Origin of the sequence: Boseongicola aestuarii, from assembly GCF_900184815.1 — a bacterium.
GTDB lineage: Bacteria > Pseudomonadota > Alphaproteobacteria > Rhodobacterales > Rhodobacteraceae > Boseongicola > Boseongicola aestuarii.
Genome location: NZ_FXXQ01000009.1, coordinates 42,561 through 59,926, shown reverse-complemented (window position 1 = coordinate 59,926; position 17,366 = coordinate 42,561). Strand labels below are relative to the sequence as shown.

Sequence of the window (17,366 nt, the reverse complement as noted above, 5' to 3'; positions counted from 1 at the left end):
CGCGAGGGGGCGCGCCGGTTTTCACAGTGACCCGAGGGTGGGCTCAGTTGGCTTTTTGTGCCGCCAGTGCCGCCGCGTATTCAGGGCCGAGCGCTGAGATACCTTTAAGGATATCAACAGCATAGGCCAACTGGTAATCCAGTTCACGCAAGTTGGCCGAAGCTTCGGCCTTGGCGCGATCCTCTTCGATCAGGCGGCGTTCTTCTTCGGTCAGACTGTCATTGCCGAGGCTGCCGCGCAGATCCGCTTCGGAACGGGCACCGCGCTGAGGCGTGTCCTCTTCTTCTACTTCGCGCTGCGGGGGCTGGGCGACGATGATGTCTGGCGAAACGCCCAGCGCCTGGATCGAGCGACCCGACGGCGTGTAGTAGCGCGCGGTTGTCAGGCGCATCGCACCTTCGCCCCGAAGCGGCATGACCGTCTGGACCGAGCCTTTGCCGAAGCTTTTGGTGCCGACGACGATGGCGCGGCGATGGTCCTGAAGCGCGCCTGCGACGATCTCGGAAGCCGAGGCAGAGCCGCCGTTGATCAGCACGACCATGGGTTTGCCTTTGGCCAGATCGCCTTCCTGTGCGTTGAAGCGATCACCGTCTTGCGGGTCGCGGCCACGGGTTGAGACGATTTCACCGGCGTCAAGGAAGGCGTCGGAGACCATCACGGCCTGATTGAGAAGGCCGCCCGGATTGTTGCGCAGGTCGATGACGAACCCGTTCACGTTGTCAAAGCCGCCGAGTTCGTCGACGCGCTCTTGGAGTTGTTCGGCCATGGATGGGTAGGTCTGGTCGCTGAAGGTCGACAGGCGCAGCACGATGGTTTCGCCGACGATGCGTGAGCGCACGGCTGTCAGAGTGATGATGTCGCGGATGATCGATACGTCGAAGGGTTCAGGCGAGCCTTCGCGCACCACGGTGATGATGATCTCGCTGCCAACGGGGCCGCGCATCATTTCTACGGCCTGATCGAGGCCGAGGCCAAGCACGCTTTCGCCGTCAACGTGGGTTATGAAGTCGCCCGCTTCGATTCCGGCCTGATCGGCGGGGGTGTCGTCAATGGGCGAGACGACTTTCACAAAGCCCTCTTCCTGGGTGACTTCGATACCGAGGCCGCCAAATTCGCCACGGGTCTGCACGCGCATGTCGGCGGCATCATCGGGCGACAGGAACGACGAGTGCGGATCGAGCGATGTGAGCATACCGTTGATGGCAGCTTCGATCAGCTCGGCCTCGTCGACTTCTTCGACGTATTGCGCGCGGATCCGCTCGAAAATGTCGCCAAACAGGTCAAGTTGCTCGTAAACGCTGGCTTTTCGGTCGGCTTCCTGAGCAAGAAGCGGTCCGGCGACTTGCGTCGTGACAACAGCGCCAAGCATGACGCCGGTTACGGACGCTAGAAAGAATCTTTTCATTTCAGTTCCTTAATCTGTCTGACCAGTGAACCGGGACCCAGGGTCAACGGCTTCGCGGCCTTGTCTTAACTCAATATAAAGCGTTTCGCGCCCAAGTTGACCACCGCCTTGTTCCGTTTCGATCAATTTCTCTTGTTCACGTGCAAAATCACCGCCCATAAAGCCGATTGGTTCGCTTTCAGCGAGGATTTGACCGCGGGTGACGAAGAGGTCGTCGGCTCCGGCGAGGATCAGGAGTTCTCCGGCGCGGGGTTCCAGGATGACGACGCTTCCGAAGTCGGGAAGGTTTCCTGCGAAGCGCACGGTCGCCGGGGCGGGTGTTGTTACGATGGCGCCTGCTTCTGTCGCCAGCACCCAACCGGGGCGGCGCACACCGGCGGCGTCGGCTTCGTTGAAGCCGAGCAGGATGCGGCCCGCGACGGGGAGGCTCCAGCTTGTGTCTGCCGGGGTCGTCACAGGCGGTTCGCCCGCAAAATTGTCGGCAAAGGCGGCCAGCGTTTCGGAGGAATTGATTAGCGCCTCCATGGTCGCGGCATCGGTCGAGGCCGCTTCGGGCAGGTCGGTGCGGTTCGACACGGCTTGGGACAAGGCGAGGCGCGCGGCGCGGATACCGGCGAGGCCGTCTTCGAGTTGTTGTTTTCCGGCGGTTTGAAGCGCGATGATGTCCTGCACGCCGGATAAGTCGCGGGCAACGACTTGTGCGCGGCCGTTAAGCGCCGGGACAAGTTCGCTGGCGAGCATTCCCGTACGAATGGCAGGGAGCGGTCCATCGGGGTGGAGGATTTGGGCCGCACCGCCGCTGCGTTCGATGCTTTGAAGGGCCGTGAGGAGTTGCATCAGTTCGGCATCGCGAGTGGCGAGGTCTGAGCGGATCGCGCGCTCTTCAAGGGCGGCACGGCGGAGGCCTTCGCGCATGGCGGTGAGGCCTCGCTCGTAGGCTTGTACGGTTGCGGTCAGTGCCGCAATGCGGTCGCGCGACCCTTCGGCCTCGGAGAGCGCGAGGGCGGCCTGGTTCAGAAAATCGGATGCCTCGCGGGCGATGTCGCCGGGTGACCCTTGGGCATGGGCCGCAGGTGCGATCAGGAGGGTCAGGCAGAGCGCGAGGTGCTTCATCGGTCGATCAGGCTTTTCCCGGTCATTTCGGGCGGCAGGTCGAGGCCGAGGAGGTCGAGGAGGGTCGGTGCGAGGTCAGCGAGGCGACCATCGTGGAGGGTTGCGCCTTTGGGGGCGCCGACCACAGCGACGGGCACGGGGTTCGTCGTATGGGCCGTGTGGGGGCCGCCGGTTTCGGGGTCGACCATGGTTTCGCAGTTGCCGTGGTCTGCGGTTACGATCATCGCGCCTACGGCTTTTTCCAGCGCGGTCAGAACACGCGCGAGGCCTTGATCCACAGCTTCGCAGGCGGCCATGGCGGCTTTAAGATCCCCGGTGTGACCGACCATGTCGGGGTTGGCGTAGTTTACGATTATGAGGTCATAGCCGTCTTCAATGGCTTTGACGAAGTGGTCGGTGACTTCGACCGAGGACATCTCGGGCTGCATGTCATAGGTCGCGACTTTGGGCGACTTCGGCATGAAGCGGTCTTCGCCGTCTTCGGGTGTTTCCTTGCCGCCATTGAGGAAGAAGGTGACGTGCGGGTATTTTTCGGTCTCGGCGAGGCGGAATTGTTTGAGGCCGTGTTTGGCGGCCCATTCGCCCAGCGTGTTAACCAGTTTCTGCTTGGGGAAGACGGTGGTCATGAAAGCGTTGTGGGCTTCGGAATAGTCGACCATGCCGAGGCGAGCGGTCAGGTTCGGGCGCGGCCCGGTGTCGAAGGCGTCGAAGTTGGGATCGCCGATCGCGCTGAGAATTTCGCGGGCGCGGTCGGCGCGGAAGTTCAGGCACCAGAAGCCGTCGCCGTCGTGCATACCGTCGTAACCGGCAATGACTGTGGGCAGGATGAATTCGTCAACGGTATTGGCGGCGTATGAGGTTTCGATGGCCGCAATAGGAGTGTCGGACTGGACCCCCTGCCCTTTGACCATGGCATCGAAGGCTTTACTGACACGGTCCCATCGGGTGTCGCGGTCCATGGCGTAATAGCGGCCATTGACGGTGGCGATGAAGGCGTTGGTGGGGAGGTTTTCGCCAAGGGTTTTCATGTAACCGAGCGCTGATTGCGGTGGGACGTCGCGCCCGTCGGTGACGGCGTGGATCGCGACGGGGACGCCCCGGTCCGAGAGCGCTTTGGCGGAGGCGATGACATGAGTAAGGTGGCCGTGGACACCGCCGTCGGAAACCACGCCCATGAGGTGCGCGGTGCCGTTGGTTTTCAGGAGTGCGTCCGCGAAGTCCGCAATTTCCGATTTTTCGAAGAAGCTGCCGTCTTCGATGGCGAGGTCGATCTGGCCCAGATCCATCGCTACCACGCGGCCTGCGCCGATGTTGGTGTGGCCGACTTCCGAGTTACCCATCTGCCCGCTGGGCAGGCCGACGTCGGGGCCGTGGGTGATAAGCTGCGCGTTCGGGCAGGTCGCCATGATGTGGTCGAAGGTCGGCGTGTCTGCCAGCGCGGGAGCGTTTGCAGAGGTGTCGGGGTTGATTCCCCAGCCGTCGAGGATGCAAAGGACGACTGGTTTCGGGATGCTCATGCCATGACTCATTTTTCTGATTTCGGCATAGCATACAGAAAGTGGCGGGCGAGGAAAACCTGCCTCGGATATCTAAGAGTCGTCTTCTTCACCGTACTCGGTTTCAACAACGCCCGCATCATAGCCTTGGGTTTCCAGCCAGCGGCGGAATACGGAGGTGTAGCCGTGCGTGACAAAGACGCGTTCGGCTTCGGTGGCTTTGATCGCATTGTTCAGGCCGTTCCAGTCGGCGTGGTCGGACATCACGAAACCGCGGTCGGCAGAGCGGCGGCGGCGCACGCCCCGGAGTGCCATCCAACCGCTGGCGAAGGCGGTGGAGGACGGGCGGAATTTGTTCGCCCATGTGCTGTTCATCGCGGATGGGACGGTGAGGATGAAGGCGCCTGGGTGGTCGTTGGGGTTCACGTCAGGTGTGACGCGGATGGTTTCCGGCAAGGTGATGCCCTGGGCGCGCAGAACCTCGTTTGTGTTCTCGATCGCGCCGTGAGTCAGGATCGGGCCAATGTTGGTGTCGAGGCTGGCAAGAATGCGTTGAGCTTTGCCCAGCGCATAGGCGCCGCAGATCGAGAAACGCCCATCGGCCGCGTTTCTGGCCCACCATGCGTTGATCTCGGCGGCAACGGCTTTGGGGGCATCCCAGTTGAAGACGGGAAGGCCGAAGGTGCATTCCGAGATGAAAGTGTGGCATTTGACTGGTTCGAAGGGTTCGGAGACGCCATCTGAGACGACTTTGTAGTCGCCAGAGACGACCCAGACTTCTCCGCCAACTTCGACGCGGATTTGGGCGGAACCGGGAACGTGGCCTGCCGGGTGAAAGCTGACGCGGGCGTCGCCGATCTGGTGAATTTCGCCGTAGGGCGTGGTGTCGAGAGCGATGTCGCCAAGGCGGTGGCGCATAACGGGGGCGGCGGTTTCGGTGGCAAGGTAGCGGTTCATTCCGCTGCGCGCATGGTCGGCGTGGCCGTGCGTAATGAGAGCGCGATCCACGGAGCGCCATGGGTCGATATAGAAGTCTCCAGCCGGGCAATAGACACCGGATTTCGTGAAGGTCAAAACGGGAAGTTTGCTCATGAAAGGCAAGATAGCCTGTGAATTGTGCCTGAACAGCGGGCATTTGTTCAAAATAGGTCACAGGACGCGCGCAGGGACAAAGACTGACCCTTTAACTTTCCGTGCACTGTGACCATACTTGTTGGCAACAAGGGGATTAATGTTGGAAAAACCTATATATTTCAATGAAATGGGTATGGATGGTGCGGTGCGTCCACCCTATGCGGGCCTGGATACATGGGCGGCGAATATGCCCGAGGAGTTCCGCAATACCAAGCAATCCGAGGCCGAGGCTTTGTTTCGCCGGATCGGCATCACGTTTGCGGTCTATGGCGAGGGCGGCGACCCGGATCGCCTCATTCCCTTTGACATGTTTCCGCGGATTTTTGCTGCGGACGAATGGCGCAAACTGGATCTTGGCGTCAAGCAGCGTGCCAAGGCCCTGAACGCGTTCCTTCTGGACGTCTATGGACGCGGAGAGATCGTGAAGGCGGGGAAAATTCCGGGGCGTCTGGTCTATCAGAACGAAGCATATGAAAAGGCGGTCGTCGGGATCAAACCTCCGCGCGGCGTGTACAGCCATATCGTCGGCGTCGATCTGGTGCGTACCGGGCCGGATGAATTTTTCGTGCTGGAAGACAATTGCCGCACCCCGTCGGGCGTGTCTTACATGCTGGAAAACCGCGAGATCATGATGCGGATGTTCCCACAGCTTTTCCGTCAGAACCGGATTGCGCCGGTCGAGAATTATCCCGCCCTGCTGCGGCGCACGCTTGACAGCGTCGCACCCGAGAAATGCGAGGGCGCGCCGACTGTGGCGATCCTGACGCCGGGGCATTTCAATTCGGCCTATTACGAGCACAGCTTTCTGGCCGACATGATGGGTGTCGCCCTGGTCGAAGGACAGGATTTGTTCGTCAAAGGCGACTTTTGCTACATGCGCACGACGGAAGGTCCAAAGAAGGTTGATGTGATTTACCGGCGGATCGACGACGCCTATATCGACCCGCTTTGCTTCCGCCCGGATTCCATGCTGGGCGTTCCGGGGCTGATGAATGTCTATCGCTCGGGCGGTGTGGCGATTGCCAGCGCGCCTGGCGCGGGCGTTGCCGATGACAAGGCGATTTATACTTTCGTGCCCGAGATGATCCGCTTTTATCTGGGCGAGGAGCCAATCCTGAACAACGTGCCGACATGGCAGTGCGGCAAGCCTGACGACCTGAAGTACGTCCTTGAGAATCTGAAAGATCTGGTGGTGAAGGAAGTGCATGGCTCGGGTGGCTATGGGATGCTGGTCGGGCCGCGCTCGACCAAGGAGCAGATCGATATCTTTTATGCGAAAATCGTGGAAAACCCCGGAAATTACATCGCACAACCGACGCTGGCGCTGTCGACTTGTCCAACATTCGTCGAGGAAGGGATCGCGCCGCGGCATGTGGATTTGCGGCCCTATTGCCTTGTCGGTGAGAACATCGAGCTGGTGCCGGGGGGCCTGACACGCGTGGCGTTGACCGAGGGGTCTTTGGTGGTGAATTCCAGTCAGGGCGGCGGCGTCAAGGATACATGGGTGATGGCAGAATGACACTTTTAGCACGTCACGCCGAGAACCTTTTCTGGATTGGCCGTTTTGTCGAGCGGGCCGAAACCGTGGCCCGTTTGCTTGAAGTCGGATCGCGCAATTCGCTGCTTCCCAACAGTTCGGGCGGGTTTCGAAACGAATGGGAATCGGTCTTGCAGGCCAGTGGAACAGCAGGTCAGTTCGAAGCGAAATACGCCGCCGACATGCGCGAACGCAATGTCGAGAGCTTTCTGTTTTTCGACGCCGACAACCCGTCGTCGGTTGCGTCCTGTATCGGCAGCGCGCGCGAGAACGCACGGATTGTGCGCACCGCACTGACCAGTCAGACTTGGGATGCGTTGAACACCGCCTATCAGGAAATGCAGGAGCTGAAACGGACCGAGCGTTCGAAGCTTTCGACGAATGACCTTATCGACTGGACGCTGCGGACCGGCGCCTTGATCCGGGGCACGATCGAAGACACGCAGTTGCGGATCGATGGCTATGATTTCCTGAACATCGGACACTACCTTGAGCGCGCCGACAGCACCGCACGGCTTTTGGACGTGAAGTATTTTGTTTTGTTGCCGCAGGTGGATTTTGTCGGCACGGGTCTGGACAATTACCAGTGGCGCACGATCCTGCGCGCGCTGTCCGCGCACCGGGCCTTCAACTGGGCTTATGGCGGCGAGATCACGGCGGCGAAGATCGCCGATTTCCTGATCCTGAACCGTAGGGCGCCGCGCTCGCTTATTACCTGCGCCGAGGAAGCTTGCTGGCATCTGGACCGTTTGGCGCGTGGCTATGAGCAGACGACCGAGGCGCAGACGCAGGCGCGCAATCTGGTCGCCAAGCTGAGTGGGATCGGAGTCGAGGATATCTTTGACGAAGGATTGCACGAGTTCCTGACGCGTTCGATCGGTGAGATCTCGCAGCTTTCAGCGGTGATCAGCGAAGTCTATCTGATTGGGGAGGCACGCTGATGCGATTGCAGGTGAACCATCGCACGAGCTATACATTCGATCCGCCGATGCGGGGAGTCGCGCAGTCGTTGCGGCTTTGGCCATCTCTTTTCGACGGTCAGGCGGTGCTGGATTGGCATGTCGATATCGAGGGTGCGATCCGGGGTGCGAACTTTCGCGACGGCGCGGGTGATCTGATTGAAACGGCGACGTTTCTGGGATCGGTCGAGACGGTCGTGATTGATGTCAGGGGCACGGTTGAAACCACCGATCTGTCTGGCGTTCTGCGGGGGCACCGAGAGAAGGTTCCGCCGCTGGCCTATGTTCGGCGCGGGCCGTTCACCTACGCAAGCAATGCCATTCGCGAGTTGGCGCAGAAGGCCGTCGCGGGGGCGGGCAATCCTCTGGGACAGGCGCATGCACTGGCCGAGGCTGTCGGCGAGGCCATTGCCTATACTCCGGGCGAGACGGATGCCAAGACCACCGCGTCGGAAGCGTTGGAAGCCGGGCGCGGCGTGTGTCAGGACCACGCGCACACGCTGGTGGCGGCGGCGATCTGTCTGGATATCCCGGCGCGCTATGTGACGGGTTATCTTCACGCGGAAGGCGGGATTGCTGAAGCCAGCCACGCCTGGGCCGAGATTTACGTTCCCGACCTGGGATGGGTCGGGTTCGACGCGTCGAACCAAGTCTGTCCGGACGAACGCTATATTCGGCTGGGGTCAGGATTTGATTCGATTGATGCCGCGCCGATCCGGGGCGTTTCTCAGGGAAGGGGCACGGAATCCATGAGCGTCGACGTGACTGTTCTTGATGCAAATCAACAGTAGGTAATTTCTGATCGAAGGAAACCGTCTGGGGGTTTTCGGCTCACTTTCTGTTTGATCATATGATCAATAATGGGCTTTTGATTTCAAGCGCCTAGCGGCAATTTTTGGTTAGGTGACGGCGTTGCGCGCATTCCGCGTGCAGTAAAATTGCCACAAGATTTGGCGTTTTGAATAAAGGCAGGCGCAAGAAGACGCGATCTGTGTATATTGAAAGTGACAGTATTAATATCGTTCGATTGACAAAGTTTTTTCTCCCTGCTGCGCGAATTATTTGTACTGCGCGGCAACAAGTTCCTCCCTGACTGGATGGCCGTGCTTGCACGGCCTTTTTTTGTCTGTGCCCGATTGGGGTTCAGTTGATCTCTTCCAGTCCTTCCGGTTGCCCCACAACGACGAACCGCAGATTTTCCGGCTGATAGAGCCGGGCAGCGACGCGTTTGATATCGTCGAGTGTGACTGCTTCGATATTTTCGTTGCGGCTGGTGATATAATCCGGGGTCAAGTCGATGGTCTGCATACCCACAAGGATTCGCGCGATGGGGCCGTTGCCGTCAAAGCGTAGCGGATACGCGCCGGTCAGGTACGTTTTTGCCTCGTCCAGTTCCTGTTCGGTCACGCCGTTTGCGGCGATATTGGCCCATTCGTCCTTAACGACGCCAATCGCTTCGGCAACGCGATCGTTGGCTGAAGCGAACCGACCAAGCAACATATCCGCATCGTCGAAATTGACCAGATATGAGCCTATGCCATAGGTGAGACCACGCTTGACGCGGACCTCTTCAGACAGCCTTGACTGCAAACCGCCGCCGCCGAAGATCTCGTTGGCGACAAAGGCCGCGAAGAAGTCGGGATCATTGCGCGCGATACCAGGCTGGCCAAAAAAGGCGACTGATTGCGGGGTATCGAAGGGCACGATGGTCACGCCGCCGGAGATGTTCACCGCGGCGGGACCGGGAAGGGGCGCGGCTTTTTCCGGCAGGTCCCCGAGAAGGCGGTCCAGCAGGAGGCCAAGCTCGCTTGCGGAGATATCGCCCGACGCACCGACATAGACGCGTTCGCGGGCGGCGACGGCACGGAAGGCCTCGACGATATCATCGCGGGTCAGGGCGGCGACGCTTTCAAGCGAGCCGTCGCTGCTGCTGCCATAGGGGTGGTCGCCATACACCATGTCGTCAAAGGTTCGGTTGGCGATCCAGTTTGGATCGGTGAGGTCCGAGCGAATGCCGGACAATAGTTGCGCGCGGACGCGCTCGACAGCGTCTTCGTCAAAGCGCGGGTTGACCAGCGCCTGACGCAGCAACTCGACGGCCTCGTCGCGGTTTTCGGTCAGCATCCGAACCGACACGCTGAGGGCGTCGTCCTGAACGGAGAATTCGAAACTTGCCGCCAGTCCGTCGCGGGCTTCGGCAAAGGCAGCCGCGTCCAGTTCGCCCGCGCCTTCCTCGATCAGACCCGTCATCAGTTTGGTGACGCCGCGCTTGCCCTCAGGATCAAGGGAGGACCCGCCCAGAAAGCGGATTTCAAGCGAAACGAAGGGGATCGAGTTTTCCTGTACAAGCCAGGCTTCGATCCCGCCGGGCGAGGTGACTTCCTGAATTTCAACGGCGGCTTTCAGGGGCGCGGCCAAGGCGATTGTCATCATCGCTGCGAGAACAACACGGATCATTGCATCAACTCCTCGGACCCTTCGGTCATGAGCCAGCCGGTCACTGCGTTCCGGCGTTCGAATATCTTTTCGGCGGCGGCCATGATATCTTCGGCCGTGACATCGGCTAGGATTTGCGGCCAAGCCTGGATGTCCTCGATGGTCAGCCCGCTGGTCAGCCCGGCGCCATAGGTGCGCGCCAGCGACGACAGGTTGTCCTGTTCGTAAATCTCGGAGGCGCGGATCTGCACGCGGATGCGTTCAAGGTCTTCCATGTTCACACCGGCTTCCAGAAAGTCGGCCACGGCTTGATCCATGGCTGCTTCGGCTTCGGCAAGGCTGACACCTTCGCTTGGCACCACAACAAGACCGAAGGTTGTGTCGTCCAGCGAAAGGCCGCTGTAGAACGCCGCTGAGTAGATCGCGACCTGCGTTTCGAATTGCAATTTGTCGGCAAAGAAAGACGTGGTGGACGACCCGCCCAGAAGCTCGGCCAGAAGGGTCAGGGCTGCGGCTTCTTCCTGTGCACCTGCGTCGCGTTCGGGGGCGAGATAGGTGCGAACCACATAAGCCTGGCCGATGCGCGGATCAGCATAGCTGAGGCGGCGTTCGGCAAGTTGCGGTGGCTCGGTGACACGGTTGCGGGGCTTTACGTTGGGGTTCGGGGGGATCACGCCATAATACTGTTCAGCGAGGCGGCGGACCTCGTCGGGTTCGACGTCGCCTGCGACGATCAGGATCGCGTTGTTGGGGCCGTAGTGCTGTTCGTAAAAGGACACGGCGTCTTTCAACGTCAGGGCTTCTGCTTCGTGCTTCCAGCCGATGATCGGAATGCCATAGGGGTGGCTCAGGAACTGCGCGGCGCGGCGTTGTTCGCCAAAGAGCGCGCCGGGGTCGTTTTCGGTGCGCTGGTTGCGTTCTTCGATGACGACGTCGCGCTCGGTTGCGATGTCTTCTTCGACAAGGGCGAGGCCATCCATACGGCTGGCTTCCATGCGCATCATCAATTCAAGGCGGTCCGAGGCGACACGCTGGAAGTAGGCGGTATAATCATAAGACGTGAAAGCGTTGTCGCTGCCGCCGTTTCTGGCCACGGTGGCGGAAAATTCACCGGATTCCAGTTCGTCGGTGGCTTTGAACATCAGGTGTTCGAGGTAGTGCGCAATGCCGGAAACGCCGCGCGGTTCATCCGCCGAGCCGACACGATACCACATCATATGCACGACGGCGGGCGCGCGGTGGTCTTCCAGAACCACGACGTCCAGACCGTTTTCCAGTAAAAAAGACGTGACCTCGGCCGCTTTTGCAGGGCCCGCAAGGGCAACGACGAGGGGAATGATGACCGCGATGAACCGACGCATGGTCTCTCCTTTTGGTGTGTCTGACACAGAAATGAGTGCGATTGGCGGCCGCTTCAAGTTGCACCAACAGACTTGTGAGGGGCAGGCGTGTTACTGGACCGGGTCCGGCGGCACGGACGAGGTACGAATTCCCGCGCGGCGCAGGCGTTCAAGTTCGGCAAACTGGTCGAGCGACAGCGGCTCGTAGGCCTCGAAATAGGTGTTGACGTTGAACAGGCGTTCCAGCGGCAAGCCGTCGTTGTTTTGGCGAAAGCGCAGGTCAGCCGCTGCAAGCGACGCCCGTATATCGGCAGAAACGCCATAGCGGCCGGTGTAGCGGACCAGTGCGCCGTCGTTCGAGGCGCGCGACAAGACAGACGGGTTACCACCGAGCGCCGCGATGGCTTCGCCGCGCGGGTTCGGGTCGGTGCGGTTTGTTCCGCCGGGTGTGGGTGCGGGCAGCGCTGCGAGGTCCTCTGGGATCACGAGAGGTGCGGTTGGCAGCACGGCGAATTCGTCGGGGCCATCGCTGGGAGACTGCGCGATGTTCAAGAGGTTCGGCTGGCCATCATTGCCGCAGGCGGCAAGGGTCAGGACTGCGCAAATCATCAATGAACGGGTCAGCATGTTCTGGGTTCCTTGGCTCGTCAAGGTTTTCTATCCCGCTTTCGCGTCGGCGTCACGGTCCTTTGGCGGATCTCCCGCCAGAAGGATCAGGCCGATCGCGCCCACGAAGATCGAGATATCGGCGACGTTGAAGGACCATGGGTTTTCAAACCCGCAGCAGGACATATTGAGGAAGTCCGCAACCGCGCCATAGATCACCCGGTCGATGACATTGCCAATGGCGCCACCGATAACGAGGCCCGCTGAAATCTGGACCCAAGCACCGGGGCGGTCGCGGCGCATCCAGATCACGATCCACGCCGTGATGGCGAGGGCCAGCGCAATCAAAACCCAGCGCATCGCGTCCCCTGCTCCGGCAAAGAGGCCGAAGTTAATGCCTTCGTTCCATGCCATGCGCAGCGTCAGATAAGGGGGCGCGACAAGGATGGTGCCGACGGTTTTCAGGTTCAGGAACTGGACGACCCAGATCTTGATGATCTGGTCGATCACGAAAACCGCAATGGCGGTTCGGGTCATTGGAGCAAGGCTTCGCATCAATGACGGAAGTGTCGCATGCCGGTGAAGACCATCGCAAGACCTGCGTTGTCGGCCGCGGCGATGACTTCGTCGTCGCGCATTGAGCCACCCGGCTGGATGATCGCCGTTGCGCCTGCGTTTGCAGCGGCCAGAAGGCCGTCGGCGAAGGGGAAGAACGCGTCTGATGCCACGACCGAGCCGATGGCGGGGCTTTGGGCCGCGCCAATGTCTTGCCCCATGCGACCGGCTTTCAGGGCGGCGATGGTCGAACTGTCGATGCGGCTCATCTGTCCGGCACCGATGCCAACGGTACCGCCGTTTGCGGCATAGACGATCGCGTTGGATTTCACGTGCTTGGCGACGGTCCAGGCAAAGCGCAGGTCGGTCATTTCGGCGTCGGTGGGTGCGCGTTTGGTGACGACTTTGAGGTCCTCGCGCGCGACGAAGCCGTTGTCGTCGTCCTGAACCAGCCAGCCTCCAGCGACTTGACGCACTGCGAGACGCGCCGCGTGGGGATCGGGGAGGCCACCGGTGGTGAGGAGGCGAAGGTTCTTTTTGTTCGCGAAGATCGCCTTGGCCTCGTCCGTTGCGTCGGGGGCTATGACGACTTCGGTGAAGATTTGTGTGATCGCGGTGGCCGTTTCGGCGTCAAGAGTGCCGTTCAGGGCGACGATCCCGCCGAAAGCGCTGGTGCGGTCGCAGTCGAACGCGCGGCCAAAGGCCTGTGCCAGTGTTTTGCCGCGGGCGACGCCACTTGGGTTAGCGTGTTTGATGATCGCAACGGCTGGGCCATCTTCCGGGGCAAATTCCGCGACCAAGCGGAATGCGGCGTCAGTGTCGTTGATGTTGTTGTAGGAGAGTTCCTTGCCCTGATGCTGTTTGGCCGTGGCGACACCAGCGACGTCGGAACCGTCGGTGTAGAAGGCTGCCGCTTGGTGGGGGTTTTCGCCGTAGCGCAAGGGTTGAGCCAAGGTGCCGGCGAAGGCACGGCGGCGCGGTGTCGCCTCGTTCAGTGCTTCGGCCATCCATGTGGAAACGGCCGCGTCGTAGGCTCCGGTTCGCGCGTAGGCCGTCGCGGCGAGGCGCTGGCGGAAGGTGTAGGTGGTTCCGTTGTTGGCCTTCAGTTCGGCGAGGACGGCGTTGTAATCGGCCACATCGACGACCACGTTGACGAACTTGTGGTTTTTGGCAGCTGCGCGGATCATTGCTGGGCCGCCGATGTCGATGTTTTCGATGGCCGTGTCGTAGTCGGCGCCAGCAGCGACGGTTTCCTCGAACGGGTAGAGGTTCACAACGAGGAGGTCGATCGGGCCGATGCCATGTTCGTCCATCGAAGCCACATGGCCCGGGTCATCGCGCAGCGCCAGAAGGCCGCCGTGGACGGCGGGGTGCAGGGTCTTGACGCGACCGTCCATCATTTCGGGGAAACCTGTGAGGTCAGCGACATCTTTCACGTCGAGGCCCGCGGCGCGCAAAGCTTTGGCTGTACCGCCGGTTGAAACAAGCGCGACCCCTTGGGCTGCAAGGTTTTTCGCGAAATCTTCCAAACCTGTCTTGTCGGAAACCGACAACAGGGCCCGGCGTACCGGCTGCACGTCACTCATCGTTGAATTCTTCTTTTCTGTCTCAATCCACCGCCATCACGTCGTCCATCGCATAGTCGCGGATGGCCGACGGGGTCTCTTGCGCTTTGGCAAGCGACCAGTTCACGCGGGTGGCATACTCCATCGCGGCGCCAGATAGAACAATCTGTTTGGTCGCACGTGGAGAAAGTCTCGATTTTTCGAGGTAGACGCTTTGTTCAAGGGACAGAGATGCTTCGCCGTTTGCGCGGAAAACCCATATTTCACCGCTTTTTAGCGCCATCGAGACGGCTGTGCCGTTCATATCGAGAGTGGCGTCAACGTCGGGGTGCAGATGGAAGCGCACCGAGAATGGAATGCCGCGGAGTTTCGATTTGTCGAAGGCAAGGTCGAAGCGTCTGCGGTCGGAGGCGTCGAAGGCGATGAGAGTGTCTTCGCCGTTCAGGGAGCGACCATCGTCACTGAGGTGAAGCGTACGCACGTGGGTCAGGCCGTGGCTGGACAGGTAGCCGTCGTGGCCGACCACAAGGCGCGTGCCGCCGTCGACGTCATCGCGTTCGAAGCGAACTTCGCGGGGCGTGTCGACGAGGAATTCCGAGGCGTGGTCGGACATTTTCCCAGCCGAGCCGAGGCGGGACGACGACAGACCTTCGATGCCCAAGGTCGAGTGGCTGGGTGTTGCCCGGCCTGCGCGGCGCCAGCTTTTGCCGAACGTCGCGCCGGAGCCGCAGTTGACGATGACCGGGCGGCGGCCCGAGGTGAGTTCAAATGCAAGTGTCGAGGCGTGGCCATTGGCCGAAGCGTCGGCGCGTGGCGGGCGGGCGGCGTCGGCGATGACGCTGGTGCGGCCGTGGCTGATGCGCGCGTAGCCCATCGCGAGGCCTTCGTTGGGGAAGGCTTTGACACCCGAGGAGGCCAGCGAGCGGTCGAGGCGACCTTCGAGGCCGCGACCTCCGCCGTGGAAACGCGCGAGGCCGCCGTCTGCGTGGCGCAGCGCGCGCAGGACAGGGGCGACCGCTTCGATGGCAGTGATATGGGCGGCGCCGGGGGACTGGCCCATGTCTTGCAATGCGGCCGCAGCCCAGTTCAGCAGCGTGAAGACCTCAAGCAGTTCTTCGGGATTGCGGGTTGAGAGGCCACCGTCGGGGTCGATCTCGCGGGCACATTCCTGGGCAAGGGCGCGGGTGGCGTGGCCGACGTGGGCGTCCATTCCGTCAAGAGCGAGGCCAGCGTAGATCAGGCCGGTGAGGGCTTCGAAACGTGGCAGGCCGGGGGATGCGGCTTTCCAGCGACGGCTGAGGAATATCGTCTGAGCGGCGAGGGACCGGAAGTAAGCCTCGCTGACGCCGCGTTCCTGACCGTTCAGCAGGAGGATCGCGTGGTTGATCCAGCGGATCAGGCGGCGGCCGGTCAGATCGGGTGTCCAGCCGGGGCCAGCGCCGCGCCCGTTTTGCGCGATCCAGGCGTGGGTCCATGCTTGTGCGCGTTTGGTGGCGTGGTGGTCGCCGACAGCGGCCAGATCGTCGAGCCATGTGAAGCCGTGGATTTCGGATTCGAACCCTTCGTCCGGCATAGGAAGGTCCCAGATTGCCGTGTCGGGGGCTTCGACGAGGAAGCCCGCAAACAGAAAATTGCCCCCTGTTATCTGGCGGCCACGGGCAAAAGAGCCGATCGTGCGGGGTTCAGGCGTGGTGGAAAAAGCCGCTGCCGGGCGCGAGAAGGAGGCAACTCGCGCGTGCAAACGGTTCATAAAGCGCGTCTTGCGCGCGGTCCATGTCATGTCTTTGGACAACGTGGTCGCCCTGCCTCTGTCGTTCGATTTTTTCGAACTTACGCTTAAAGTTTAACCGCAAACGGACTTGCACGTCATCGAAAAATTTGGCGTCAGGCGGGTTTTCGCAGCAATGCGGTAAAGAAACCATCAATACCGCCTTGGTCCGGCCAGAAATCGGGGCGCAGGCGGAGGCCTCCGCCGGGAGCTTTCCATGCGGGGTCCACGCCTGTCGGGAGGGTGTCGGAGACGGTGATGTCCGGATGGCGTTTCAGAGCGGATTCCAGTTGGGCTTCGCCTTCTTCGGGCAAGAGCGAGCAAGTGCAATAAACCAGACGACCGCCCGGTTTCAGCCATGTGAGCGCGCGGTCGATCAGGGCTGCCTGCAACGGGAGAAGCGTTTCCAGCTCGGTGCCGTCCTTGGCGAACCCGAGGTCGGGGTGACGGCGCAGGGTGCCGGTCGCGGTGCAGGGCGCGTCAAGGAGGATTGCTTCGAAGGCGGTCTCGGGGGTCCATTCGAGCGCGTCGGCGACCACGAGATGCGCCGTCATGTCGACGCGGGCGAGGTTTTCGCGAAGGCGCACGACGCGGTTGTCCGAGATGTCGAGAGCGGTGACGTCCGCGCCGGCGTTGATCAGTTGCATGGTCTTGCCGCCGGGGGCGGCGCAGAGGTCGAGGACACGCTCGCCGGGTTTCGCGTCGAGCAGGAGAGCAGGAAGTGAGGCGCCTGCGTCCTGTACCCACCACTCGCCGGCGTCAAAGCCTTCAAGCACGGAGACCTGCCCGGCATTTGCAAGGCGCAAGTTGCCCGTCGGGAGCAGGCTCGCGCCAAGCTTTTCAGCCCAACCCGCGGGATCGCTTTTGACGGTAATATCGAGAGGTGGCGTTTGGGCGTGGGCGATTTCCATCGCAGCCACCGCGTCCTTCTTATATCTCGCGATGAGGCGTTTGCGCAGCCATTTGGCGGTCATTGGCGGGGGAAGCGCGTTCCAATCGGTTTCGGTGCGGCCAACATTGCGCAAAACCGCATTGACGAGGCCCGCCTTGCTTTTCTTGACGATCGACACGGCAGCGTTGACGGCGGCGTGGCTGGGGGCGCCCGTGACGTTGATTTCGTAAAGCGCCAGACGCATGGCGTTCAGGACAGGGTCTTCAGGCTTCATACGAAGATGCGGGCCAAGCAAACGATCCGAGCGGTTGGCCCAGCGCAGGGCCTCGGTGGCGAGCCGCAGGGCGCGGGCGCGGTCTTCGGGGGGGAGGCCCTGAAGCACTTCGTCCAGCCGATGCGGCGTGTGCAGCGGCAGATGGTCTTCCGTCACCTGCGTCATAAGCGCGACAGCGCGCCGTCTGGGTTCCAACCCTGCTTGCGTCATTCCGCCCGCCCCGACTTGTCCAAAGTTGCCGCCCGCGTATATCAAAGGAAACGCCGCAACAAGGAAGCCTTTCACC

At 61.3% G+C, this 17,366-nt stretch carries 14 protein-coding genes; 3 read left to right on the top strand and 11 right to left on the bottom strand.

Annotated elements, in window-relative coordinates; translation table 11 throughout:
- Nucleotides 1-43: 43 nt before the first annotated feature.
- The 4 genes from BOA8489_RS13205 to BOA8489_RS13190 form a co-directional block, all read right to left on the bottom strand.
- Nucleotides 44-1,405 carry a S41 family peptidase gene (locus tag BOA8489_RS13205; protein WP_093974527.1) on the bottom strand — a complete coding sequence of 454 codons (1,362 nt, stop codon included), beginning with the start codon at nucleotides 1,403-1,405 and terminating at the stop codon, nucleotides 44-46.
- 9 nt (nucleotides 1,406-1,414) lie between these two features.
- Nucleotides 1,415-2,518, bottom strand: a complete 1,104-nt coding sequence (locus BOA8489_RS13200; RefSeq protein ID WP_093974525.1) for a murein hydrolase activator EnvC family protein — start codon at nucleotides 2,516-2,518, stop codon at nucleotides 1,415-1,417.
- Nucleotides 2,515-4,035: a 2,3-bisphosphoglycerate-independent phosphoglycerate mutase gene (gpmI, locus tag BOA8489_RS13195; protein WP_093974523.1), complete on the bottom strand. Its 1,521-nt coding sequence runs from the start codon at nucleotides 4,033-4,035 to the stop codon at nucleotides 2,515-2,517. The genes BOA8489_RS13200 and gpmI overlap by 4 nt, the downstream gene beginning before the upstream one ends.
- Before the next feature lie 72 nt (nucleotides 4,036-4,107).
- Nucleotides 4,108-5,106 (bottom strand): ligase-associated DNA damage response exonuclease, encoded by a 999-nt coding sequence (locus tag BOA8489_RS13190; protein WP_093974521.1) that lies wholly within the window; start codon nucleotides 5,104-5,106, stop codon nucleotides 4,108-4,110.
- 139 nt (nucleotides 5,107-5,245) lie between these two features.
- Here BOA8489_RS13190 and BOA8489_RS13185 point away from each other — a divergent pair, with 139 nt between their 5' ends.
- Genes BOA8489_RS13185 through BOA8489_RS13175 form a run of 3 tightly spaced genes read left to right on the top strand, consistent with a single transcriptional unit; the run spans nucleotide 5,246 to nucleotide 8,435 of the window.
- Nucleotides 5,246-6,667, top strand: a complete 1,422-nt coding sequence (locus BOA8489_RS13185) for a circularly permuted type 2 ATP-grasp protein (RefSeq protein WP_093974519.1) — start codon at nucleotides 5,246-5,248, stop codon at nucleotides 6,665-6,667.
- Entirely contained in the window at nucleotides 6,664-7,626 is a 963-nt protein-coding gene (locus BOA8489_RS13180; RefSeq protein ID WP_093974516.1) for an alpha-E domain-containing protein, read from the top strand. Before BOA8489_RS13185 ends, BOA8489_RS13180 begins: the two co-directional genes overlap by 4 nt.
- Nucleotides 7,626-8,435 carry a transglutaminase family protein gene (locus tag BOA8489_RS13175; protein WP_093974514.1) on the top strand — a complete coding sequence of 270 codons (810 nt, stop codon included), beginning with the start codon at nucleotides 7,626-7,628 and terminating at the stop codon, nucleotides 8,433-8,435. The genes BOA8489_RS13180 and BOA8489_RS13175 overlap by 1 nt, the downstream gene beginning before the upstream one ends.
- A gap of 352 nt (nucleotides 8,436-8,787) precedes the next feature.
- On the opposite strand, the gene BOA8489_RS13170 is transcribed toward BOA8489_RS13175, so the two are convergent.
- From BOA8489_RS13170 to BOA8489_RS13140, 7 genes are all read right to left on the bottom strand, one after another.
- Nucleotides 8,788-10,101, bottom strand: coding sequence for a M16 family metallopeptidase (locus BOA8489_RS13170; RefSeq protein ID WP_176440301.1), 1,314 nt, complete (start codon nucleotides 10,099-10,101; stop codon nucleotides 8,788-8,790).
- Nucleotides 10,098-11,441, bottom strand: a complete 1,344-nt coding sequence (locus BOA8489_RS13165) for a M16 family metallopeptidase (protein WP_093974512.1) — start codon at nucleotides 11,439-11,441, stop codon at nucleotides 10,098-10,100. The genes BOA8489_RS13170 and BOA8489_RS13165 overlap by 4 nt, the downstream gene beginning before the upstream one ends.
- Nucleotides 11,442-11,531: 90 nt before the next feature.
- A complete protein-coding gene (locus BOA8489_RS13160) occupies nucleotides 11,532-12,047 on the bottom strand; it encodes a DUF3035 domain-containing protein (protein WP_093974510.1) in 516 nt (171 codons plus the stop codon).
- A 30-nt stretch (nucleotides 12,048-12,077) separates the two neighbouring features.
- Complete coding sequence (gene lspA, locus BOA8489_RS13155; protein WP_245813831.1) at nucleotides 12,078-12,563, bottom strand: signal peptidase II; 486 nt, start codon at nucleotides 12,561-12,563, stop codon at nucleotides 12,078-12,080.
- Nucleotides 12,564-12,580: 17 nt separating this feature from the next.
- On the bottom strand, nucleotides 12,581-14,167 hold the full coding sequence (purH, locus tag BOA8489_RS13150) for a bifunctional phosphoribosylaminoimidazolecarboxamide formyltransferase/IMP cyclohydrolase (RefSeq protein WP_093974506.1): 1,587 nt from the start codon (nucleotides 14,165-14,167) through the stop codon (nucleotides 12,581-12,583).
- Between the two features lie 22 nt (nucleotides 14,168-14,189).
- Nucleotides 14,190-15,896, bottom strand: coding sequence for a heparinase II/III family protein (locus BOA8489_RS13145; RefSeq protein WP_093974791.1), 1,707 nt, complete (start codon nucleotides 15,894-15,896; stop codon nucleotides 14,190-14,192).
- 134 nt (nucleotides 15,897-16,030) lie between these two features.
- Complete coding sequence (locus BOA8489_RS13140; RefSeq protein ID WP_093974789.1) at nucleotides 16,031-17,290, bottom strand: RsmB/NOP family class I SAM-dependent RNA methyltransferase; 1,260 nt, start codon at nucleotides 17,288-17,290, stop codon at nucleotides 16,031-16,033.
- Between the last annotated feature and the right edge of the window lie 76 nt (nucleotides 17,291-17,366).

What these genes read in the sequence shown, in the direction of transcription:
- BOA8489_RS13205 (WP_093974527.1), bottom strand. Translation starts at nt 1,405, where the DNA reads ATGAAAAGATTCTTTCTAGCGTCCGTAACCGGCGTCATGCTTGGCGCT.
- BOA8489_RS13200 (WP_093974525.1), bottom strand. Translation starts at nt 2,518, where the DNA reads ATGAAGCACCTCGCGCTCTGCCTGACCCTCCTGATCGCACCTGCGGCC.
- gpmI (WP_093974523.1), bottom strand. Translation starts at nt 4,035, where the DNA reads ATGAGCATCCCGAAACCAGTCGTCCTTTGCATCCTCGACGGCTGGGGA.
- BOA8489_RS13190 (WP_093974521.1), bottom strand. Translation starts at nt 5,106, where the DNA reads ATGAGCAAACTTCCCGTTTTGACCTTCACGAAATCCGGTGTCTATTGC.
- BOA8489_RS13185 (WP_093974519.1), top strand. Translation starts at nt 5,246, where the DNA reads ATGTTGGAAAAACCTATATATTTCAATGAAATGGGTATGGATGGTGCG.
- BOA8489_RS13180 (WP_093974516.1), top strand. Translation starts at nt 6,664, where the DNA reads ATGACACTTTTAGCACGTCACGCCGAGAACCTTTTCTGGATTGGCCGT.
- BOA8489_RS13175 (WP_093974514.1), top strand. Translation starts at nt 7,626, where the DNA reads ATGCGATTGCAGGTGAACCATCGCACGAGCTATACATTCGATCCGCCG.
- BOA8489_RS13170 (WP_176440301.1), bottom strand. Translation starts at nt 10,101, where the DNA reads ATGATCCGTGTTGTTCTCGCAGCGATGATGACAATCGCCTTGGCCGCG.
- BOA8489_RS13165 (WP_093974512.1), bottom strand. Translation starts at nt 11,441, where the DNA reads ATGCGTCGGTTCATCGCGGTCATCATTCCCCTCGTCGTTGCCCTTGCG.
- BOA8489_RS13160 (WP_093974510.1), bottom strand. Translation starts at nt 12,047, where the DNA reads ATGCTGACCCGTTCATTGATGATTTGCGCAGTCCTGACCCTTGCCGCC.
- lspA (WP_245813831.1), bottom strand. Translation starts at nt 12,563, where the DNA reads ATGACCCGAACCGCCATTGCGGTTTTCGTGATCGACCAGATCATCAAG.
- purH (WP_093974506.1), bottom strand. Translation starts at nt 14,167, where the DNA reads ATGAGTGACGTGCAGCCGGTACGCCGGGCCCTGTTGTCGGTTTCCGAC.
- BOA8489_RS13145 (WP_093974791.1), bottom strand. Translation starts at nt 15,896, where the DNA reads ATGAACCGTTTGCACGCGCGAGTTGCCTCCTTCTCGCGCCCGGCAGCG.
- BOA8489_RS13140 (WP_093974789.1), bottom strand. Translation starts at nt 17,290, where the DNA reads ATGACGCAAGCAGGGTTGGAACCCAGACGGCGCGCTGTCGCGCTTATG.